Below are 23,623 nucleotides of genomic sequence, written 5' to 3' on the forward strand. Positions count from 1 at the left end.
CATCACCGCAGTCCATTCTTTTTGCGTAACCTCATATTTTCCGATGTAATAGGATGATACCGTCACCTGATGCACAGGTTTTTCATCGCTCTCACCATCATTCGATCCCATCTTAAAAGAGTCGCCCTGCACAAAGATCATCTGACCGGGAGTAGAGCTAATAATGTAGGTCGCATTCGCAGTTGGGCTGGCTGTCCAGCCGTCCTTGAAACCCTTGGCTTTGATCGTGGTGGTGTTTGAGACTGTTAGCGGGTTGCTGTACAAAGTTGATGTGGCAGTGGGTTCCGTATTGTTTGTAGTATATCGAATTGTGGCTCCGTCGGTAGCACAGCTTAGTGATACACTTTGCGCAGTTGCATAAGCCTCTCCCAAAGGATTGAAGGTAGGCGTGGCTACCGTTCCTGATGATGTTATGGTATAGGTTGCACTCGCAGTTGGGCTGGCTGTCCAGCCGTCTTTGAAACCTTTGGCTTTGATCGTGGTGGTGTTTGAGACTGTTAGCGGGCTGCTGTACACAGTTGATGCGGCATTTGGTTCCGTATTATTTGTGGTGTATCTGATTGCTGCTCCGTTGGTAGCACATGTTATCGCTACCTTCTGCGCAGTGTTGTATGATCCTCCTGCCGGACTTAAGATGGGTATGGCTACCGGTATTTCTGCCGGTTTATCGAGCGGTTTTCTTTCCTCCACAGGGGATGATTTGGCAAAATAGAAATACTCATCCAGATTACCGCTCCTGAAAGGGGTTTGCCTATTACTTGTGTCTTCCTTCACTTGCTTGGATACATTGCGAAACACTTCATCCAATTCCAAATCCGGGATAGCCACGAACTTGAGCAAAGCTGCCGTGAAAGGACTGTTTTCTCCTCTCCCGTCTTCAGCGGTTTTTCCACTGGCGGTGCTATAGAAAACGCACTGCATACCGGGTATTACTTCGATAGTCGCCATGCCGCGAGCGCTGGAACGCACATTGCGAAAGGGATTGTCCCGGCAGCAATCCAGGATCATGATTGAAACCATGGCTTTATTCAAGTATTCGGAAATACGGTTTGCATTCATGGCATCCCATTTCAGGTCTTTTTCGCTCTTTGGATCAGAACGGGCGGGGATCAGGAAGTTTTCCCCACTATATTGTATCCCGTGTCCGCTGAAATAAAACACTACCTCGTCCACTGCTTTGAGCGAGGCTGTGAAAGTATCCACGGTATGCTCGAATTCCTTCAACTCCACATCGGTCTTCAGTGTCACTTTAAAACCGACCGATGTGAGCACCTGGGCAAAATCACGGGCATCCTTAGCGGCATTGGACAGAGAATTCTGCCCATAATCGCCATTGCCGATCACCAGTGCCTTGCGGGCTGCATTCAGATAGAACGTGCTGCAGAGCAGCGTCAATAAAACCAGGAGTTTCTTCATTTGTGCTCCTCAAGTTAGCCATTGAGCTAATTGTATTCGATAGGTGTTGTTGTCAAGGATTTTTTTTTCCATTAGAAAAAATTATACTGGAGAAAAAAGGCTTGACGCTTTCCAGCTCATTTTTAGGTATGACACTCAGTAAAATTACAAATCATTATCAGAAATGGGAGACTATATGAAAAAACTCTTGATCATCGGCATGATCTGTTTTGTGATGGCTCAGTTGCCGGCAATCATCGTAGAGACAGCGTCGCTAAAGAACTTCCTCTTTGGCAGCGAACCAGCCTGCGCCTATGACAATTGGCTTTCGCATGTGGCGGAGGGAATCGCTGTTGCGAACTATAATCTCTATGCACCCTATGATCGGCAGACCAACGGATTTGGCGATTTTCGGGTACCGAATGCAGCCGATCTGCTCTATTGGAATAACATGCTGGATTTGTTTATGGTGGGAGAATACGATGCCGCGCAGACGATCCTCACCAACGCCGGCGCGCCTTTCCAGATAGTCCAATTCAATGATTTGGACAGCGGCAGAACCTATTATATGATCCGCGAATTGCCCAATATGACATATTCTGACGACAACGGCACTCCAGACCCCTATGATGATGAGATCGGAGCCTTTCTATATGGCTGGGGGCTCTTTATTTACAATCCCCAAGCCACCAGACCGGTTATTATTACGTTGCCCCATCCCTGTGACGACTTCACCACACTCCCCATCGGCTATGAGGCTTTTCAGCTCTGGAACGCCCAATCTCTGTTGATCAATGGCGCCGGCAGGGAGGTCAAATGGACAAATGTGCCGCCTTACACAAACGCCAAATCCATCTCTGATCCGACTCGCCTGGCAACCCATCCTTACAATTATATCTATAAGAAATTTGCGGACACGATCCGTGCGGAGCTTAATATCCGCGAATTTTCAGTCCAGATCCATTCTTATGACTGGAACCGGCATGTGGGGATGACGGATACTCAGATCTCCGCTGGTTATCTGAAACTCTGTCCCAACCTCCCAATCCGCGATCTTTCGAGACTGAAACACGATCTGATCAACCGCGGCTCGCATTTGATGATTCCGGCAAACACGGTCGGCACCCATCGGGACGTCTATCTGAACGACTTTTACTCGGTGAATTATGAGATCCACGATTTCACCTTTGACGACGGCGAACACCAATATGCAGTGAACAACGTCATCTCCCTGCCCGCGTATTCACTGAACCAACAAATGCTTTATACACTAAGCGGTTGGAACGATTATGATGCCTATGAGCCGTTCTTCCACATCGAAATGGATGAATTACCCAACGCTTATGTGCAGGACAATGTGAATTATCATTGGTTCTATGGTTTTAATGTAGCCACACAGAGATGGGACTATGCCAATCTATTTACAAATACCGTGGCATATTATTCCCGCTGGGTGGAGGATATGGACAGCATTCTCGATGAAATGTTTGAAATGAACGACGGACAGGCTCCGGAGACTCCGACCAACCTCACCGTGCTCAATCAATCCATGAACTACATCACCCTGAGCTGGAACAGGAGCTATGACTATGACTTCGACACATACGAAGTGCTCTATGCCACCCAACCGATCGGTCTCGGCAACTATCAGATCTTCGATCGCAACAACGCTTCATTTTTGGCTTCACAGGCTTGCGAAACGATCAGCGTATCGGGATTGACCAATGCTAACCAATACTATTTCCGCATCCGAGGAAAGGACAAAAACGGCAACTATAGCAGCCTGAGCAATGAGGTTATGACGATCCCCGCGCCGGCAAACATCACGGCTTACAACGCCTATGGCATGGATTCTGCGGTGAGGCTTTATTGGCAGGTTGGAGGGCAGATGAATAACCAGGGTTTCAAGGTCTATAAAAAGATCGGAGACGCGGAATACCAACTTGCGGATTCCTATGCTACTAATCCCGCTTTGACCATTCCCACCGCCAGCGCTTTCGAATGGTGGGACAATAATGTGAGCAACAACTCCACCTACACCTACAAGATCAGCTCCACAAACGGAAACAACGTCGAATTCTATCACAATTACCCCGCTGCCTGTTCGCCGCGTGCGATTCACTTTATCCGCATCCAAGATGCCGGCGCCACGCTTGCCGATTCCATCGCCTTCGGAAACAATCCCTATGCTACGGATGGTCAGGACAACTATTATGACGTCTCCAAAAACAATCCGGCAAGCAACTATGTCTGGAACGCTTTCTGGCAACAATATTGGGGAAGCAGCGGAACTCAGCTTGCAAGAGAGATCAAGGGCTATTATAATCTGGATACAAACGTGAAAAGCTGGACAATGCGCACGCGCTCCGATCTGATAGGTCAAAACCTTACAATCTCTGCTTCCAGCACTTTCGGCAGGGCGGAAAAGCTGTACCTGAATGACGGAGGAGCCGGCACCTGGCACAATCTGATGAGCGGTCCCTACCAATATTCCAATGCCAATTCGAACGTTCGCACCATGACTTTGGTTTGGGGCAACATGCAACCCAGCGCGACGCATAACGCTCAGGCAAACAAGGTCTTCCAGGGCGGCAGCAACATCCATTTCTCATGGTCATACACCTATCCCTTCCTGATCGATCACGCTCAAATCTCGATTATCAGCGACACAGACAGCTTGCTTGTGAGTTCTCTTGTGACTAACAGCCAATATAACACCACATTTATGGTTCCTTACGACGCTGATATGCAAAACGCCAGAATTGTAATCGACATAGTGGCGATTGACGGGGTGCGCTCACGCTACTATTCGAGCTACACTTTCGCGCTGGTGCCATACATGGTTTTCGTGATGAACGAGGACGGCTGGAAAATGCGCTCCAATCCTTGGCCTGCAAACGCTTTGACCTTTGAACAGATGTTTGGAACCGGTGCGACCGGATCTACTTACAACGGCAGCATGGGGTGGGGTGCCTCCGCCACTTTCAGTTTTGGCAGCGCCTACCTGGTCAATAATCCTGAATACGCCTTTTATAGCACGACTTCACCTATCCAGAGCGAGGAAATCAGTTTTGGGCTGAATCCGGGATGGAGCTTCATTCCAAATCCCCATCTCTGTGCCTATAATGTGAAGGATATCCGTTTTATCCTGAATGGAAACTTCTTTCGTTTCGGCGAACTGATAAACCAGAACCTCATCTCCCGCGGAGTATATGTGTTCCGAAACGGCGGATACGAACTCGCCGATCGCATCGAACCCTATGAAGCCTTTCTGATCAAGTATTACGGTGGCGCAAATCTTGCGCCGCAGATCAACTTCTATCCTTTCTTCGACGCTCCGCAGATCACACCTCCGGCGGCAAATTGGTCTTTGAAAGTAAATGTCTCTGCCACCGGAAAACACGATTCCATGATCCTCGGATCACATCATCTGGCAACCGATGGTTATGACTTTAAGTATGACCTCCCCAAGCCTTTGCTTTTGCCGGTGCAGGCGCCGTATGTGAGATTATTGCGCATTTTGGAATCCGATTCCCTGTTTATCGATCATCACCTCTACAGCGAATACAGATCGCTCTTCAGCGCTTCGATCGATGAAGAAAAGGTGTGGAACTTCCGTTTACAGCTTGCCACCGCGGAGCCTGTGGCTTTCACATTTAACCAAATTGGTATCCAGCCCGGTTGGCAGATCCTCTTTATGATCGAAGGCGTGCCTCACTACGTAGGTAGCTCACCGGAATTCGTGTTCTCTCCGAATGCGCCAGGAACTTATAACGGATACATCCGAGTGAGCAATTATCCCGTGTCCAATAACGATTTGGTGATGACTCCGCTTTCCGGACTGAAAGCATACCCAAACCCTTTCAATCCGAATGTGAATATCGCCTTCAATATGGCGATCGGAACCGATGTTGCTATCGATATATACAACATCCGCGGTCAGAAAGTGAGATATCTGTTCAATGGCCGGCTTTCAGGAGGCTACCACAGCTTCCTCTGGAACGGAAAGGATAGCAACAATCGCAGCGTCGGCAGCGGAATCTACTTTGCCCGCGTCCAGACCAAGGCGAAGACGCATATCCTGAAAATGATGCTGATGAAATAAGCTAACATACTCCTAAGTATAGCATCAAACCCCGGTTGTGTGCCGGGGTTTATTTTATATGCGGACAAGAACCGACGAGGAATTGAGGACAAGAACCGACGAGGACGTCGGTAATTCCATAATCATGGAGCGCCGACGTCCCCGTCGGCGACAACAGCGATCAAAGCTCTCGGTTCACTTTCCCATAGCATAGCAAACAAAACTCAGCACGGCTCCGGTTCGATTTTTATCACCCGCGTAATACGCATCAAGGATTTGATCCAGCTTTTTATGGTCAATGGCTGCGTCTTGGGTGATCAAAGTATCATGTCTCAGCTCAAGGATATTGCTTTTATATTCTTGCAGAAAGACATCGTCCCTGCGCAGGCGGATCAAGAGTTTGTTTCGGTAATGGAGCCTCATTTTCAGTTTCATCGCGAGCTGACGATAATGATAGGGAGCGCACAGTTCCGACAGCGTGATCGGGAAGGTCTCGAGCGCGGGAAACATCCTGTGGATCGTATCTCGATGCAAACCCTCGTTCAATTGTTTCAAAAAACCGTAGCGAAAATGCTCGCTGACCAAGCTGCTCTGAAGATAAGGCATGTGGTCGATGACGTGATTGTCTATCCAGGCAAGATTCGGCATGTTATTTGCCCGTGGGCTATGGCGGACATAGAATAGGTGCATCAACATGGGATTCAGCATCTTGCCGCTATCCGGCATCAGGGAGACTTCACTTCGTAATTCCGACCAAAAACCCCGGTGCATACGTCTGGCTATTTCCGGAATGAAGAAACTCGGCGGATTCGCGTATAGATAATTGCCGATGGCATGATAGGTGAGATGGGAACCCAAAACAAGCGTTTTCAGGTGCGCCATCATGAATCGAAACCGAAACAACTCGCCAAAGTATCCACTGATATACACTTCCGAATCCTGTGCGATTTTGGGATAATAGCCCATAAAATCGCAGGCAGCGGGATTGAATCCCATCCCCCGGCTTTGGATATAGAGCTTTGCCTGCTCCCAAGAAACGCCGGATTCCTCGTAACCGATAAAACGAAAGGGGATCTTGTAGCGTGAAGCAATCTGCCGTGCCACACGAAAATCTGCGGTTTTGTCGCTACCGAAATGCACTGCTTGCAGCTTCGCCCCATTGGCGAGATAAATGGCAATCAGGGGACGGATATCCATTCCACCGGTGAGTCCCACGCAAATCTTTTTTCCCGCTCGGACTGGTAAAAGCGTCATGTTTTTCAGCATGTTCTCGAGATTATGGATGCTTTTCGAAGGAAGCCATTCGGTACGTTGAAGTGTAATTCCCGTGGCAGCGATGACGGCTTTGGTGCCTGTGCCAAGCATCTGCACTCCCTTGAAATAGGATTTCTGGGTAGGAGCATAATATAGTCTCGTGGGAGGAAACATGCCGTGCCAGTAGGCGCCAAAGCTTTCCCAATCGATCTCCGGTTTGCATATATCCTTCAAAAGCGCCAACTCGGAGCACCAGAATATCCTATCCGAATCTTCCTGTATATACAAAGTACGCTTGCACATAGAGTCATTGTATGCAAGGATTTCATCTCCGGCGATGATCAAGATCACCCAATGCCCATCCAAGGATTTCAATCTCTCTTCATCGGAAAGAATGAGCGACCAAGCGGTATTATCCGGATAATTGAAATCCTCACCGTTTCTGATAATGGGATTGCCCAAGACCACTACGTGTCGCGAAGGATCGTGGGGATGAGTGAACGATTGACAGGTTTGAGGGTTTCCCCCCGCGTAAATGTCCGCGTTTGCAGTATGAAACTCAAATAGGGCGGTTCGAAGAGCAGGCATAGACGTTCGATTCCCTTGTTTATGATAGTACCCGTATATCCAACTCATGATACTCCTTTTTTGCGTGTTGTTTTGCGCTATAGCTTGGTAATTATGTTATCTCGCGTCGCCCCTGATGCAGGAATCAGAGCTTTTATCCAAGGGAACGTAAAAGCAGGCACGAATCGTCTCCGTGCCTGCTTTTCTGTATCAATCGATCAGAATTTGACCGAAGCGTTATTTAGCGGAGAAAGCATCATTGCATTTTCATCCCGGAAGTTTTTCCACAATTCATAGAGCTCGATGTATTCAGAGCTGACGTCGTTGACCAGATCAAATCCCGGAAAGACGGCGAGGGGATTGCTCTTCATGGAGATAACGACGCCCTTTTTGCAGGAAGTGGTGGCGTCCACAAGCTTTATCTTTCCTTTGATACCTGTGAGTTCGCGCATGTGTTCGATGGCTTTGTCCAAGCCGCCGAGGTCATCGATCAGACCGATCGCCTTGGCTTGCTCTCCAGTCCAGACTCTTCCTTGGGCAAATTGATGCACTTCCTCGAGACTAAGGTTTTTACGTCCGGCATCCACCTTGCGCACAAAATCTTCATAGACTTCTTCGATGTAATATTCCATCAGGGCTTTCTCTTCCTCGCTCCAGGCACGGTATAGCGAACCAAAATCCGCGTTTTCGCCCTTCTTGACGGTTGACCAGTTCACGCGAATCTTTTCCATGAGACGCTCGAGGTTGAAAGCAAGCCCGACGACCCCGATGGAGCCCGTGATAGTGGTCGGTTGGGCAATGATGCGATCCGCACCACAGGCAATGTAATATCCACCGGAACCCGCCACACCGGTCATAGAGACCACGACGGGCTTCTTGTTTTTGCTCTGTGCGAGCTGGAGCTCGCGGAGAATGATGTCCGATGCCTGAGCGGAGCCGCCACCGCTATCCACGCGGAGGATTATCCCTTTGTAGTCTTTGTTATTACGGGCGGCGCGAATGAGTTTGACAGTGGTATCGTGAGCGATCATCTTGCCCGCCGCGCCTTTGCCCATGACGATATTCCCGGTGGCATAAATCACAGCAATCTGTTTTTCCTTCGGTTTCGCCCAGCTATAATCGCGATAGTCCTCCAGCACGCTCTTTTTTCTGCTGAAACCGGCACTTTCCTTGATGGTTTTTTCCAGCTCGTCCTGATAGATGAGTTTGTCCACAAGACCGGCATCGTGGGCGTCCTTGGCGAGGAAATAGGGACCCTCGTCGATGATGTCTTTTACCGGCTTGCCAAAGCGCTCTCCCCTGCCGGAACTGATTTGGGCGATGACATTATCCATAATGCTTTGCAGGATGGAATCATAGACCTCGCGTTCGGCGGGGGTCATTTCCGTCTCGGAAAACATGTTTGCTGCGGTTTTATATTTATGACTGCGGAAATTGAGCACGTCAATACCCATCGAGTCCAGCAGCGATTTGAGATATGGACTGGTGATGGAAAGCCCGCGCAGATCGACCGTTCCCATCGGATTCAGATAGATGTTGTCCGCGATCGAGGCGGCAAAGATATAGCCTCCGTTGCTGATGTTGTCAAAATAGAATTCGACCTTCTTGCCAGCGCTCTTGAAATCCTTCAGGGCGCCGAGGAGTTCCTGCATCAAAGCAAAGGAAGTGGCAAAGGAAGGATTGGTGAACAGGATGCCTTCGATGGTGGGATCGTTTTTCGCTTGGGTGATTTCGGCAATCACTTGCTCAATGGATTTTTGCTTGCCTTCAAAGATCTGAAAGGGTCCGAAGCTATATTTTGCCGATTTGTAGGTGACGATCTCCCCCGGCATCCTCATGGAATACCAGTGCTTTGGGTTGAGCCCCAGGAAGGGAGCGAACGCCTGGTCCGTAAGATGGACATACCCGACGGAATAGGTATTGGCATTTTCCTGCACTCTGGTGAAACTTCCGATGGATCTCTTGCCGGTGCTGATGCTGAAATTGAGCATGGCGCCCTCATTTTCCATGTTGTAAGTCCCGCCGATGCCGATTCCGTTCAAAAGTTCGGTGTTGAAACCGAGAGTGGGTTTTTGAAACTCATAAGCTGTTTGGGAATCCTTTACATAATTGAAATCTGCGGAGAGTTCAACCCGGTGGTCTTTGACGAAGGTAGCCAACGCCAGAGGACGGATGGCAGCTCCGAAACGATATTGGGGAGCGGCTTTGTGGGGATTGTCCCAGGTCATGGCAAAGGACATGGCATTGAGCGGACGGTAGGTGACGCCACTGCGCAAGGCGCCTTCAGCATATTTATCGTTTGTCCATTTGTAGGCGGTGCCCATGTAGAGATTGGGCATCAAGTGCGCAGGAAAGACCTCAGTGCCCCAGCCTATGGTGTGATTGCTGGTGCGTTCGTTGTTTTCATAGAGATAGCTGATTCCTTCCATGTTGGCGATCAGCCAATAGTGCTTTTGCAGCTTCCGGTCGTCGATGACCTGCGCCCAACCGACTCCGCGGGCATGGGTTGTGCCCAACAGCGAAGGATTGGCAAAGGGGATGAAAATGTTGTCGATGCTCGCGATCGGAAGATCGGAAGCGCCGAGGTCGATAGGTTCGCTCGTGCTCTGCGCAAAGGCGAAACCAAACGCCAGAGACAGGCATAGTAACGTCAATATCGTGGCTTTGTTCATTATGAACCTCCTATGGGTCATAGTGTATTTATCAATCTATAAGGCAATCTTTGTTCCAACTTTGCGTGCTTTGCATATCATATTGATTTTCATGGGCTTGGCGATGGCTTGCAAGAATCCGTTTCTCCGTATTATATCCTTTTGATATGGGAAGTGATATATTGCTTCCACAAAGCTAACACACCACTTTCCGCGCCACGATCAAGATCCCCGTGCCGCTTTTGTTCATTGTCTTCATATCCAGCCGCATCATCAATTCGAAGATGGGATAAAGCAAGATCAGATATGGGATCACTGGCAATAAAAGCAATTTGGAACGCTGCAAAAGCAGTAGCGGGTGTTTGATCATCACACGCCAGGCAAGCGCACCCCAGAATCCATAGCTGTAAAGGCTTTCCACAATCTCAAATCCGGCATCGCGCAGCTTGTCCTCGAGCTTCGCTTTGTTGTATCCGGGGCGGACGTGTTCCTCGGTGAATTTTGCCGCTTCGTCGGTGTCCGAGGGGGTGGAGATGATCAGATGTCCTCCATCTTTCAAAGCCTCATGGAAGTTTTTCAGCACCGCCCGATCATCCTCGATGTGTTCAAGGATGTCGATGGCGAGTGCCATATCATATTTGTTCTTAGGAGTAAAATACTGAAGATCGGCAGGGAAATAGGAGAACCTACCCGGAAACGAAGCCGTTGCGGTAAAAGCAAAATCGCTTAAAAATCCGCATTTGAGATCAGTGGCAAAGACCCTTGCCCGCCGCCAGCGCTTCAACACGAAGTGTGAATACTGGCAAAAGCCCGCTCCGGCATCGTAGAATAAGAATTCCTCGCCGGCAGGAGCGTATTTTTGGATGCCACGTTTCACATATCGCTGACGCAGAAGAATCATGTCCAAAACAGTGTAGAAAACCTTTCTAACAGCGGGAAACAGCCGGATGATTTCCGAGACGCGGTCTTTGATCGGGTCATATTGCATAACTTGTCATACTCCTTTGTCCATCATATCATAACAGACATGCAAAAAAAGTCATTGACGATTTTATGGATATCAGAATTACGTCAATAGAAAATTATTATGATAGAAAAAGATATAAACTCGATCAAGCGTATAAACCTGCATCTGCATACTACTGTGTCGGATGGGAGCTTCAGCCCGGCGGAACTGATCACCCGTTCCAGGCAGATTGGGCTTGACCTGATCTCGATCACGGATCACGATACCGCCGACGCCTATGGCATGCTGCCAGCGGACATCACACCGTTGCGCATCATTCCCGGTATGGAAATCAGTTCCCAACACGAAGGAAACGACGTGCATATCCTCGGTTTGGGCTTTGATCTGCGCAACCAACGCCTCTTCACGATGACTGAGATGTATCTTGCCGGCAGGCGAGACCGCGCGATAAAAATGATTGCCAAACTCAAGCAGCTCGGCATGCATATCACTCTCGAGGACGTGGTCAAAGTAGCGGGAAGTAGAGAACTCATCGTGCGTCCCCACATCGCGCAAATCCTTGTGGCAAAAGGGTATTGCAGCACCAAGAATGAAGCTTTTGACAAGTATATCGGCAATTTCAAACCCGCCTTTGTGCCAAAGCCGGAGCTCAGCGTTCCGGAAGCGCTCAGCATCATCCACGACGCGGGTGGTTTTGGCATTATCGCTCACCCGGGAAAGCTGGTCAAACGTGGCTATCTCGATGAATTTATCGCCATGGGCATCGACGGCCTCGAAGTCTGGCATCCGGATCACTATCAATATGAGATACAAGAGTTTATTGCGATTGCCCAAAAGAATGGGCTCTATATGACGGGAGGCAGCGATTTTCACGGAGTGCAGGATCGACACAATCTCTTTGACGTCATCCCCGCCGAAGAAACAATTCTGCAAAGCGTCCGCAAGCTCTGGAAGGAGTATCTGTGCAGACAGATGTGAATGTGAGATCCGTGCGTGGCCGCTTGCCGGTGCGTTATCGTTTCAACCCCTTCGTGCGTTCCTTTATGATCGCGATCACGCTAACCCTTGCCATCTATTCGGTCTATTTCCTCACCCGCTACGTCAATCAGGACACTCCTTTGATCGCGAAACTGATCCCGATCATGATCCTTTTCGTGGCGCTGAATTCCCTTGTCCGTCATGTGACATCACTCAACAGTCTGATCTTTGCGCCTGAATGCCTGTGGCTGCGATTCATCCTCAAACCATCGATCGCGATCGAATACAAAAACATTGAATCGCTCAAATTGCAAAGAACCCTCATGTATTATTTGTTTCTTACCTATCGGGATTCGAAGGGAAACAAACGCGTCTATAAGACCAGCGCAGGATTCCCCAAAATGTTGGAGATCATGTATAATATCGCTGAGATGTCCCCACAGATTGTTTTGGACGATCATCTCGCCAAAGTGATTGGATATCTCAAAGAAGTCAATCAAACACTGGAGGTTAACGGCAACAATGAACTTTGATTTTGATACTGTAATCGACAGACGCGGCAGTGGGTGTTTCAAATATGACGCACTCAAATCTCTCTACGGAAGGGATGATCTGATCTCGCTTTGGGTGGCGGATATGGATTTCGCTATCGCTCCGCAGATCACTGAAGCGCTGAATAAACGCCTCCAACACGGCGTTTATGGCTACAACTTCCACATGCCCCGCTATTATGAGTCGGTCGTCAACTGGGTGCTAAAAAGATATGCATGGGCTATCCACGAAGAATGGATCGTCAACACCCCCGGCATCGTTCCCGCAATCAATATGGCGGTGCTGAGCCTCACCCACCCCGGAGATCGGGTTCTCATCCAAACCCCCGTCTATCGTCCCTTTTTCAATGCCATCACCGATCATGACCGTTGCCTTCTGACCAACAGTCTGATCAATGTAAACAACCGCTATAGCATCAATTTCGACGATTTTGAAAAGAAGCTGCGCACGGCAAGCCTCTTTATCCTTTGCAGTCCTCACAACCCGGTGGGAAGATTGTGGACGGACGAGGAACTCGGCATCATGGGCGCACTCTGCAAACGCTATAAGGTACCCATCGTCTCAGACGAAATTCACGCCGATCTTGTCTATGATGACGGAATGTTCATCCCCATCGCCTCGCTGGATGATTTCGCTGACAATGTGATCACCTGCATCTCTCCGGCAAAATCATTTAACATCGCGGGTTTGTGCAGTGCCGCTATCATCATCAAAAGCACCCATCTTCGCGCCAAGATATCCGGCTTGAATCAAAAGATGCATCTCTATCTGGGTAATTCCTTCGGCATCGAAGCTGTCACAGCAGCTTATACCGAAGGCGAGGACTGGTTGGAAGCGCTCATGGTCTATCTCGCTGAGAACAAAAATCTGCTTCGGGAATTCCTCTGCAGGGAACTTCCGATGCTCAGCATGGTCGAGCCAGAAAGCACCTATCTGGCGTGGCTCGGTTTTCACGAATTGGGGCTGGACGACAACGCACTTTTTGATTTTTTAACTAATAAAGCAAGAGTCGCGCTCGATCCGGGCAGAAAATTCGGCGTGGACGGATCTCGTTTCAGCCGGCTCAATTTCGCTTGTCCGCGTTCGGTTTTGCAAGAGGGTCTGGACAGGCTTAAATATACCATCGACAAGGAATTATAGATGAAAGACGCGATCATCTCCCTATACAACGAAAAACCAGCTCAATATACATCCGCGCACCGTACCCTCTTTGACGAATTTATCGAAGCGCTGAACACGGGAGCCATCAGGGCTTGCGAACCTTCTGAAAGCGGCTGGCAGGTCAATCAATGGATCAAGATGGGCATCTTGCTCGGTTTCCGCATCGGCGTGCTCTCCGCTCTTCCCTGGAGCACTGAAAAGGTCTTTTTCGACAAAGATACTCTAAGAGAAAAACGCTTTTCGCTCGAAGATCAGATTCGTATCGTTCCCGGCGGAACTTCCGCGCGTAATGGATGCTACATCGCCAAAGGGGTCACGATCATGCCTCCCGCTTTCATAAACCTGGGCGCTTATGTGGATAGCGGCTCGCTGATCGATTCGCATGCTTTGGTGGGCAGTTGTGCCCAGATCGGCAAAAACGTGCATCTCTCCGCGTCAGCGATGATTGGCGGCGTCCTTGAACCAATCGGCTCGCGCCCTGTGATCATCGAGGACGATGTCTTCGTGGGAGGAAACACCGGCATCTATGAAGGCATCATTGTGCAAAAGAAAGCGGTCATTGCATCGGGAACGATCATCACCGCTTCCACTCCGATCTTCGATAGCGTGCATGGCGAATTCCTGCAACGCGATGCGGGGGCTTCATTTACGATCCCCGAGCGCGCCGTCGTCGTTCCCGGCTCACGCTCGATAAAATCTCATCCCGGCTTTCAGGTTTATTGCCCGATCATCGTCAAATACCGCGACAGCAAGACCGACAGCTCTGTGCAACTGGAGCAAGAACTGCGTGCCATTATTGACTGAAGCCCTTCGCCTGCAAGCAGTTGAGCTATCCCTCATCCGACAGGTCATGAATCTTGCCCATCCGGACTCGGTCAATCTCGCCCTGGGTGAATTGGGCTTTGATATGCCCCAATTTCTTCGTGAAAAAGCGATCGAGATCATAACTAGCGCCACTGCCGTCTATACTCCCAACGCGGGATTGCTTGAAACCAGAGAGGCGATCGTTGCCGCGTATTATCCAGCCTCATGTCCGGATAGAATTTGCGTGTGCAACGGCGCCGAGGAAGCGATATTCATCACCCTCTTTTCCATCCTCAATCCTGGTGACCTAGTCGCCATCCCAGATCCCGATTACACAGCGTATCCCGCGATCTGCAAGATGCTTGATGCCAAGGTTGTCCGTCTGCCCTTCGCCAAAGATTTTCATACTATCGATTGGGATGTTTGGGAAAGGACTTTTGAATGTGGCGTCAAAGCGCTTGTTCTGAGTAATCCCTCCAATCCCAGCGGTTTCGCACTCGATCATCATAGCGCGCAAAAACTTGCGGATATCTGTGATCGAAACGGAGTTATCATCATCGTTGATGAAATATACTCAATGCTTTACTTTGATTCTTCTCATGTATCGCTTGATCAATATACATCCAATCTATTTGTTATTAACGGATTATCCAAATCGCACTGTATGAGCGGCTGGCGGCTGGGTTGGGTCAATGCTCCCCCAAGTATGCCGGCTTCATTGATCAAGGCAAAGCAGTATATCTCCACTTGCAGCAATTGGTTGGCACAGAAACTCGCCGTCTTTGCCCTCTCCCCTGAAGGACTTGACTCGGTCAAACCCATCTACGCGCAACTCTTTGAAAATAGACAGCTTGCCATTGATTTACTGAAGAAACGAACCGATGATCCTGCATCCCTCAACATCCCCAGCGCGACACCCTATCTGATGCTGAAACTCAAAGCCGACGATCTTGCGACCGCGGCTTCTCTGGCAAAAAAAGGTGTCCTGACCGCTTGCGGCAGAGCCTTCGGAGATAGTGGTTTAGATTGGCTGAGGATCAATGTCGCCATCGACAAAGCCTTGTTAGACAAAGCGCTGAGGATACTTACCGATGAATTATATCCTCACTAACGCCCGCATCCTGAACCTTGATACCGGACTTTTAACCGAGGCGAATTCCGTCCTCGTGCAGGATGGCGTGATCCAAACTGTCGGAAGTCTTTCCGCTTGCAAGCAAGCCGCGAAAGCGTCATCCGAAACGATAGACCTCAAAGGCAGATTCCTGCTCCCCGCTTTTACCGATACTCACACGCACTTTGTCGAAAATGCCAAACGCAGCGTTCTTATCGATCTCGGTAACTGCATATCCGTCAAGGATATGCTTGATACGCTCATCAAGCATCGGGAGAACCTTTTTGGACAACAATCATGGATTTTGGGCGGCTATTGGGACAAAAACATCATCGACGAACCGGCAATGGTCAACCGGCAACTCCTGGATCGCGTTTTCCCCGATCTTCCGGTAGCTTTGCAGAGCAAGGACTATCACAGTAAGTGGTGCAACAGCAAAGCATTGCAGATCGCTGGTATCGATAGCCACACCATAGATCCCTGCGGCGGAAAGATAGAGCGCGATGCTGTAGGCAAACCCGCCGGCATCCTCTTTGAGACTGCCGCCCAGATGATCGATCCCTTTATCGTCCCTCTTTCCGACAATCTCATCCAACAAGCCATAAAGCACAGCGTGGCAGAGATATACAAACTCGGACTGACATGTTTTCACAGCATGGAAAGCGAGCACAGCATGAATCTTTTGCGCCAGACTCAAGCTGAGGGAACGCTCTTTCGCTGTTGCTGGCATTTCCCTTTAGACGATCTTGATCAGATGATCGAAGCAGGCATCCGCTCCTACACCGGGGACGAATGGATGAAAACCGGAGGAGTGAAAATCTTTGCCGATGGCTCGCTCGGATCTCAAACCGCCGCCATGTTCGATCCATATCCCTCTGATCCGCAAAACTTTGGCATCCTTCGCTACGCGCCGGACGAGCTATTATCCATCGTTTCCAAAGCTGCCGGACACGACATCTCATCCACCATCCATGCCATCGGCGACCGCACGGTCAGGATTGTCATTGACACATTTTTGGAGCTTAAAACCCGTTTCCCCGCTGCCGATCTTTTTCACCGCATAGAACACGTGCAGACGATACAGCCAACTGATCTGAAACTACTTAAAGCGTGTGGCGCATACTGCGCATTACAACCGGTTCACCTTGCCTACGACATCCCCATGATAGAAAAATACTGGCAATCAACCCGGGAAAACCCATATCCTTTCAAGAGTTTCATCGATCTCGGCATCCCTCACGGCTTTGGTTCGGACGCGCCCATCGAAACGATCAATCCCTTCCACGGCATCCACAGCGCACTTTATCGAAAGCACAATCTCGATCCCACCAAGGAAAGTTGGATGCCGCAGCAAAAGGTCTCGCTCATGGATGCCTTAAGAGCTTATACCATTGGAGCAGCCCAAGCATCCCGTTCCGGACACGTTAGAGGATCAATTGAGACAGGAAAATCAGCGGATCTCATCGTCCTCGATGATTGGTCTGATCAGGGTGAGGATTTTTGGCTTCGCTGCCGCTCCCGGCTCACCATGATCAACGGAAACATCGTCTTCCAAGATGTATAACATATTTCAAATAGATAAATTAGATAAGCAACAGGAGTAAATAATGACCAAACTCGGTTTTGACTTCCCCGCAATACCACGTAAAACCTTCCTCTACGACCTTGAGGAAAAATGGTATAATCCAATGATCGCCAAGCATTTGGGTAAAGAGCTGCAAGCCATCAAACGCAGCAATTTCGGCGAGTATAACATGGCGGTGAACTACACGACTTCCGTGTTGGAAGAAGCAGCCGCGATAGAGAAAGTAGCGGTTTATAACATCGACCACATGGCTCAGATCCATTTCAGCGGCAAAGACTGCCCCGCACTTTTGGATCGTGTCCTCGGAGGCTCGATGAGCGAGATGAAGATCGGCTCCTGCAAATACACGCTACTGCTAAACGAAACCGGCGGAGTCCAGGACGACATGATCCTCATGCGCCTCACGGATACCGAATACATCATGGTGATAAATGCCGGACACGATATCACGGACACCATTGAACACGACAGCACAAGCATCGATCTCATCGCCGATCTGGATCGCATTATGATGCTCAAACTCCCTCAGGAAGAGGTTTATGCCCGTGATATTTCGGACACTCTCGTCAAGGTCGATATCCAAGGACCGCTTTCCTTCAAATTGATCAAGCAGATATTTGGCGCGGATGTGCTCAAAAACCGCAACCAGCCGGATAAAAACATGAATTTCTTCAGTTTCAACGAGTTTGCCCGCGAGGGACACAAATATTACATCAGCCGCACCGGCTACACAAATCGCTGGGGCTGGGAACTCTATATCCCCAATGCCTTTGCGGAAGAAGATTTCAAGGCGATCGTCAGTGCTGCCGTCGAACTGGGTGGATTGCTCGTCGGATTGGGCGGAAGAGACGAAAACCGTATCTCCGCAGGCACTTACGGACTTCCACTGATGGGCAGCGAATATGACCCCATTCATAGCCCTGTGAACGCTCCGCTCTTTGATGCAGCCATCGACATGAACAAGGATTTCTTCGTCGGTAAAGCTGCTCTGGAAAAGGAATTGACGCAAAATCCCACCAAACATATAATGATCTTCATTGCCGAAGGCATCGCTTCCAATCGTGGTATCTATCTGAATGACCAACGTATCGGGACGGTCACTTCCAGCATCAATTCACCCAATCTCAGCCATGAAAAGCGCCTCGCTATCGGATCTTCCCGTAAAAACGTCAATGATGAGAACGGCACCGCCGCCATCGGCATCGGCTGGCTCTACAACAGTCCCTTTGAAAAAGACGCGGAAGGGAATGATATCACGGAGTTTGGCGGCTTGCCGACCCGTATTCCGGCTATGTTTTTTCGCGAGGACGCGGAACGCAAACCAAAAGGCTCTCCCCTATTGGGATATCTCACCGCGGAAGGTATTTCCCCTGCAACCGCTCCGAAACCTCTGAAAAACATTGAGAACCTATAGCTTTCGCACCAAATTGGCATCGAACCTTCGCTATAACTCAAAACTCCGCCGCGCACCTCAAGGAGCTATAAAAAGCCAGGTTATGCGGGGCTTGAAGTCCAAGCTGTGCAGTAAGTTCCTGTCGATATATCAGCTTAGGATTGATAATGGAAACGGTTGATTAGTATCGCAACAATAACTTAGCTGTGCAGTTTACGTGAGAAGAAGACCTGCTGGCGGGCACGATCTCATTGATTGTACCTGTTTCGTGTGGACTGGCAGTTTGTATCAAATGATTTTTCATAAGACTGAGCATAATTCATTGTGGACATTGAACCGAGCTCTTACTGTAGCGTAAAATATAGCAGCCCGATAATCCCTCTGACCACGCTAATTCCTGACACCAGGGCAAAGAACCAGTTGATATCGGGGAAAATGAAGTAAATTATGCCAGCCAGAACTCCGGCGCTGATACTTTCGTAGCTGTTAACTTTATGAGCTATTGAGAGTTCCCGTTCGTCTGTTTCATGTTTGTACAAAACTACAATCATACCTATGGCAAAAGGGATGAACCCGATCAACAGACCCCAAATACCTATTTTCAGACACGCAAAATAGGTCAAAATACCAGTTATCAACTGACTGGCAAACAACAGGTGATAGTTTCCTTTGACTGTCATTGTTTCTCCTCAAAATAAAAGATTTCTTCCACAGTGGTTTCAAAAAAAGATGCCAATTTCATGGCGCTTACTACCGATGGGACAAATACTCCCTTCTCAACGGAATTGATGGTCTGGCGGCTGAGACCGACTGCCAGAGCCAGTTCAGCCTGCGTGATGTCCCGCTTTGCACGCCAGACTTTCAAGTAATTTTTCAGTACCATTGTACCTCCCGAGACCCATATCGCTCACACTTGATAATTTGTCAAGTTTAATTTACATTATGACGCCTGCACTATACTTTCCGGCTGGTTTGTCCCTTAGTCTTCCTCCTTAGCATTACGGAGTCAATACGGACTTAGTCCGTAATGAGTCCGTATTGATTCCGTAATGCTAAGGGGGAAGAAACGGATTTTTTAGGTGCAAGAAATGGATTTTTTGTGCTCGCCGTGGGACAAATTATATGGTTTTCACTTTGATGAGACATATTAGCATAATGACAGTCGCCTCGACTGTCCTCGCTGTTCATCACTCAAGATAGTGATATTACGATAATGACTTATCTATGTGGAAACTAAATTACAGATTTGTGGATGGGTTACGAAATGGGTGGATGTGACAGGTTCCTCGCGACTGTCGCCGACGGGGACGTCGGCGTTCCATGATGAGGCGTTCCATGATGCGTAGTATGAGGTTATGCACATATCAATGTGGAAATTGTATTAGAACAAAAACACGGCACCGCCATAAAGACCGTGCCGTGTCGTATGAAACGGGTTTTGTTCTTTATCCCCTATTCAGCCGTGTCGGCGGTGATTTTATAGAAAAATCTGTTTGAACCGCCAATTCCGGTATCAGTATAGGTTAAAAGACTTGTGGTGGCGTAGGGCAGACCCCAATCTTCCGCATAAGGATCTGCGCTGCGAAAGATGTGATAACTTTGAGCATTGGTGACAGCGTTCCAGGTAAGGACAATATTGCCGTTCTGAAACGAGATTTGGACATTTTGCGGAGTGCCGACTGTTCCCAAAGCCGTCATGTAGGTAATCTGCTCGCCATAAGTAGTGCCGGCGGCGTTGGTGGCATAAGCACGGACAAAATAGGTGGTGTTTGACTGGAGTCCGGTAATGTCATCCGAAAACTCCCCCAGGGGTGTAATGTTTGATGTGTGCGCATCGAATATATCGGGGGTTGGATTTGTATCCCAGCAAACGCCACAGGCAGTAATGCTACTCCATCCGTCTGAGAGGATATTTCCTCCGGCGACAGCGGAATTATGGGTTATGTCGGTAATAGCGGAAGTGCTTACCGTGGGAGTGGTAATTCCGATGCCATAGACCATCATCTGTTGATTTTGGGCACCCGCACTGCTGAAGGTTACATAGTTGGATAGGTTTCCTCCCCGGTTTGGGGCAAACCGGATGAGAATGGAGGTTTCGGACACATTGCCGTTATCGGAAATGAGAATTATGATCTGTGAGAAGTTTCTGGATCCGAGCCGGTTGCCCAACGTTAGTTCAAAACCGTTTGGAGCTGAGATCAACAAAGAATCCACAAGACCGGATGCAGAGACCTCGAAGCTTGCGGTTCCTGATACCGAACCGATGAGCACTTCACCAAAGCCGGGCAGCATGATATCCGAGACGGAGATGACCACCTCGGATAGAGTTCTGAAACTTTCGTCGGTTCCGTAGCTGGTGCCGGCAATATTGGTGGCAAAGGAGCGGGCATAGTAATTTGTGTTGGGTAAAAGGTCCGTCATTTCTGCCACGAATTCACCGTATTCTCCCAAGGGTTGATTTTGATGGGCGTTGGCTTGTGTCGGGTTGGGAGAGGTACTCCAACAGATCCCACAGGCTGAAATGGGTCACTGTCCGTCGTCTGAGACGAGCCCTGCCATCATCGCAGAGCTCTGGGTTATAGCAAAGGGAATTCCATTGACCACAAGCGGGGTTGCGACACCTGTTCCCGTGGAATTGATAAAGTAATAAGCTTCTGCCGTACCAGGGGTGTGAATCTGGATGAGGTCAGACCACACTCCAGATATAGTTGGAAACAAACGAACATAGACAGTCGTTTCGGGCAAGGTTTCGTCAACCGGATCCAGATACAGCTCATAATTGTTCCTGTCTCCCACTCGGTTGGGACTGAGGGATAACGAAAAACCGTCAAAAGGTGACAGAATAATCAAGACCGGTTCAAACAGATTGATCCCTGAAATTGTGAATGAAGCGGGTTCCGAATAACTCTCCACGGGAACATAGCCCAAATCAAGAGTATTGGTGCTGATCGTCAGTTGCGGAGAGAGAGTGGTGAACACCTGCTCGTTTCCGTAAGCAAAGCCCGCAGAGTTGATGGCATAAGCCCGCACATAGTATTGCACCGGAGCTGCAAGCCCCGTTATCGTATAGGTAAAGCTGCCGGTTGTGCCGGGCACTGCTGCATGATTGTCTTCCATAGTCGGATTAGGATTATAGCTCCAACACAAGCCCCGCTGTGTGATCGTCAAGCCTCCTGCTGAGATGACATTGCCTCCGCAGGTAGCTGACCCGGCTTTGATAATGGCAGCCGGCGCAGTAGTGATTTGCGGTATGCTGACACCGTTGCCATGGACAGGCAGCTGAATATCTGCCTGAGCATTGGAACTGATAACGATGTTTCCGTCGTAGGATTGAACTGCGGTAGGTGCGAAGGTAACCAGGAAATTGCCAAATCCCATCGCACCGATATGGTAGGATAGGGTGTTTCGCTCCTCATCTGATCGTTCATCAATCGGGGCAGGTTGGTCATTTCGGATGGGATCATAAGTCCTGACGACCGAATACCCTGCCGGGGTGGTGATCGTTCCGTTGACACCAATGCTGCCTGTGCCGGCGAGAGTAAAATGCAAAGTGGAATTAGTGTCGGTAATGACATTGCCATAGTTGAGACTGCTGGTTTGCAGTTGGATGCTCGGTAAACCGACAATCACTTCCACGGGGATCATTCTATGCCAGTTCACCATATCATTGGAATAGATATTGATCTGGGCATTGTGCATCCCTTGAGCGAGGGTGGCGGAATTTGCCTTTATATTAAGCTGATGGGGAGGGTCATTTTGGGGCAGTAACCCCATGACCGAAAGGGTGTCGTTCACAGTTAGCCAGCCGGTGGGTGGTGGAACTGTGGCAACTTTTAAATCGTCGAGATAGATGTCGTTGCCATAAGCACTGATCCCAAGTAAACCAATCCGGAGATCGTTGGCTTGATGGTAGCTCGCCAGACTGATAGTATGCCGTTCCCATCCGGTATTGCCATTATAGCGGGATACGGGAGTACTGAGATTTTGCCAGCCTCCTCCACTTTGGGAGACCTGCACCTGAATTCTGTCATCTCTATTACTGTAGCCGAACTTGAGCATTTTTTACGCTAACATGTTGATATATATTGCCAAGCCATTTTTTTAGGCACTAATCTCTACACTTTTACTTTGCTTATGATTTGGTTTTTTGAGACCTTGACTTTGAGGATTGAGAATAGCTTTTTAGCCTCATCTTCAGGTTGACCGGTTTGCCTGATATGTGTTCTGTAACCTTCCGGATCGGTGTACATAATGGTGGCTCTCATGTGAGTGCTAAGAGTTTGTTTGAGGCTCGTCCAACTCATATGGATATCCTGATCGGCCAGCTTCCTGATGACGCTCTTCAGGATGGAGTAGGCAAGTACAGAATAGAATAGATGAGCCTCTACTCGTGTGTCGTTTTGATGATGTATTGGACTGGTACCTAAATCTGTGTTCATGCATCTGAAGGCTGCTTCCACTTCATTCAGTTTCATATAGAAGCCCCAGATTTCCTCTGAACTGAGCCCAATACTATTGGTTTCTATGACATAGCAACCCGGAAACTCGGCCTTTGCAGACTTCCGGTTCAGATCAAGCAGATCTATTCGCTTGATCCGTTGATCATTGTCATCATCACGATGCAAACAAAAATCATATCTACTTGCTATAGAGCCATATCTTTCTTTCAAGCGGCCGAATCTGATCAGTATCTTCTTTGCATCAAGTAGATATCCGCTTTTGTTTATGCTTATCAGATGCTCTGCCTCTTCCAGGAACTTACGCTCACGCAGACTGACCATACCGCGTTCTTTCAGTGCTTTAGCTTCACTGTAAACCAAAATCCGGGTCAGGTCGTTCTCGCTTGCCTTTTTCAGGTATAGCTTGCCATTCTGTCTGTCGCGACTCTCGACAAAGCCTTCCATGCTCATGAACTCCTCCCGAAAGTCGTTTACCGCGTTACGGCGCTCAATAACAAAGTACGTATAGCCTTGTTCTTTGAGCCAGGCAATGTTGTCTTTGGTGGCAATCCCTCTGTCCATGACCACCATAGGCTGGGCAAGGCGATCAATCAAATCTTCCTGATTATTGCGGACTTCATCCATTACTTCCTGTAGAGTCTTGGGTTCGGATTGATTACCG

General features: G+C 49.0%; 17 protein-coding genes. 8 read left to right on the forward strand and 9 right to left on the reverse strand.

Annotated elements, in window-relative coordinates; genetic code table 11:
* A partial coding sequence (locus Q8M98_01580; GenBank protein MDP3113443.1) for a chitobiase/beta-hexosaminidase C-terminal domain-containing protein occupies positions 1-1,416 on the reverse strand: 1,416 nt, incomplete at its 3' end.
* 175 nt (positions 1,417-1,591) lie between these two features.
* Here Q8M98_01580 and Q8M98_01585 point away from each other — a divergent pair.
* Complete coding sequence (locus Q8M98_01585; GenBank protein ID MDP3113444.1) at positions 1,592-5,500, forward strand: T9SS type A sorting domain-containing protein; 3,909 nt, start codon at positions 1,592-1,594, stop codon at positions 5,498-5,500.
* Positions 5,501-5,674: 174 nt separating this feature from the next.
* Here the strand turns inward: Q8M98_01585 and Q8M98_01590 are convergent, their stop codons facing one another.
* From Q8M98_01590 to Q8M98_01600, 3 genes are all read right to left on the reverse strand, one after another.
* Entirely contained in the window at positions 5,675-7,321 is a 1,647-nt protein-coding gene (locus Q8M98_01590) for a hypothetical protein (GenBank protein ID MDP3113445.1), read from the reverse strand.
* Between the two features lie 197 nt (positions 7,322-7,518).
* Positions 7,519-9,972: a signal peptide peptidase SppA gene (sppA, locus tag Q8M98_01595; protein MDP3113446.1), complete on the reverse strand. Its 2,454-nt coding sequence runs from the start codon at positions 9,970-9,972 to the stop codon at positions 7,519-7,521.
* 175 nt (positions 9,973-10,147) lie between these two features.
* On the reverse strand, positions 10,148-10,939 hold the full coding sequence (locus tag Q8M98_01600; protein ID MDP3113447.1) for a class I SAM-dependent methyltransferase: 792 nt from the start codon (positions 10,937-10,939) through the stop codon (positions 10,148-10,150).
* A 99-nt stretch (positions 10,940-11,038) separates the two neighbouring features.
* Here Q8M98_01600 and Q8M98_01605 point away from each other — a divergent pair, with 99 nt between their 5' ends.
* From Q8M98_01605 to Q8M98_01635, 7 genes are read left to right on the forward strand one after another with little or no spacing between them, the layout of a single operon-like run.
* Entirely contained in the window at positions 11,039-11,896 is an 858-nt protein-coding gene (locus Q8M98_01605; GenBank protein ID MDP3113448.1) for a PHP domain-containing protein, read from the forward strand.
* Positions 11,881-12,429 (forward strand): hypothetical protein, encoded by a 549-nt coding sequence (locus tag Q8M98_01610; protein ID MDP3113449.1) that lies wholly within the window; start codon positions 11,881-11,883, stop codon positions 12,427-12,429. The genes Q8M98_01605 and Q8M98_01610 overlap by 16 nt, the downstream gene beginning before the upstream one ends.
* Positions 12,419-13,588: a PatB family C-S lyase gene (locus Q8M98_01615; protein ID MDP3113450.1), complete on the forward strand. Its 1,170-nt coding sequence runs from the start codon at positions 12,419-12,421 to the stop codon at positions 13,586-13,588. Before Q8M98_01610 ends, Q8M98_01615 begins: the two co-directional genes overlap by 11 nt.
* Positions 13,589-14,413 carry a 2,3,4,5-tetrahydropyridine-2,6-dicarboxylate N-succinyltransferase gene (locus Q8M98_01620; GenBank protein ID MDP3113451.1) on the forward strand — a complete coding sequence of 275 codons (825 nt, stop codon included), beginning with the start codon at positions 13,589-13,591 and terminating at the stop codon, positions 14,411-14,413.
* Positions 14,397-15,524, forward strand: coding sequence for a pyridoxal phosphate-dependent aminotransferase (locus tag Q8M98_01625; protein ID MDP3113452.1), 1,128 nt, complete (start codon positions 14,397-14,399; stop codon positions 15,522-15,524). The genes Q8M98_01620 and Q8M98_01625 overlap by 17 nt, the downstream gene beginning before the upstream one ends.
* Entirely contained in the window at positions 15,505-17,088 is a 1,584-nt protein-coding gene (locus tag Q8M98_01630; GenBank protein MDP3113453.1) for an amidohydrolase, read from the forward strand. The genes Q8M98_01625 and Q8M98_01630 overlap by 20 nt, the downstream gene beginning before the upstream one ends.
* Positions 17,089-17,131: 43 nt before the next feature.
* Entirely contained in the window at positions 17,132-18,523 is a 1,392-nt protein-coding gene (locus tag Q8M98_01635; protein MDP3113454.1) for an aminomethyl transferase family protein, read from the forward strand.
* Positions 18,524-18,846: 323 nt separating this feature from the next.
* Here Q8M98_01635 and Q8M98_01640 read toward each other — a convergent pair whose 3' ends face one another.
* From Q8M98_01640 to Q8M98_01660, 5 genes are all read right to left on the reverse strand, one after another.
* Complete coding sequence (locus tag Q8M98_01640) at positions 18,847-19,182, reverse strand: hypothetical protein (GenBank protein ID MDP3113455.1); 336 nt, start codon at positions 19,180-19,182, stop codon at positions 18,847-18,849.
* A complete protein-coding gene (locus tag Q8M98_01645; GenBank protein MDP3113456.1) occupies positions 19,179-19,385 on the reverse strand; it encodes a helix-turn-helix transcriptional regulator in 207 nt (68 codons plus the stop codon). Before Q8M98_01645 ends, Q8M98_01640 begins: the two co-directional genes overlap by 4 nt.
* A 569-nt stretch (positions 19,386-19,954) precedes the next feature.
* Entirely contained in the window at positions 19,955-20,923 is a 969-nt protein-coding gene (locus Q8M98_01650) for a hypothetical protein (GenBank protein ID MDP3113457.1), read from the reverse strand.
* A gap of 105 nt (positions 20,924-21,028) precedes the next feature.
* Complete coding sequence (locus tag Q8M98_01655) at positions 21,029-22,561, reverse strand: hypothetical protein (GenBank protein ID MDP3113458.1); 1,533 nt, start codon at positions 22,559-22,561, stop codon at positions 21,029-21,031.
* A gap of 56 nt (positions 22,562-22,617) precedes the next feature.
* On the reverse strand, positions 22,618-23,623 hold a 1,006-nt coding region (locus tag Q8M98_01660; protein ID MDP3113459.1), incomplete at its 5' end, for a transposase.

The organism is Candidatus Cloacimonadaceae bacterium, assembly GCA_030693415.1.
Lineage (GTDB): Bacteria > Cloacimonadota > Cloacimonadia > Cloacimonadales > Cloacimonadaceae > JAUYAR01.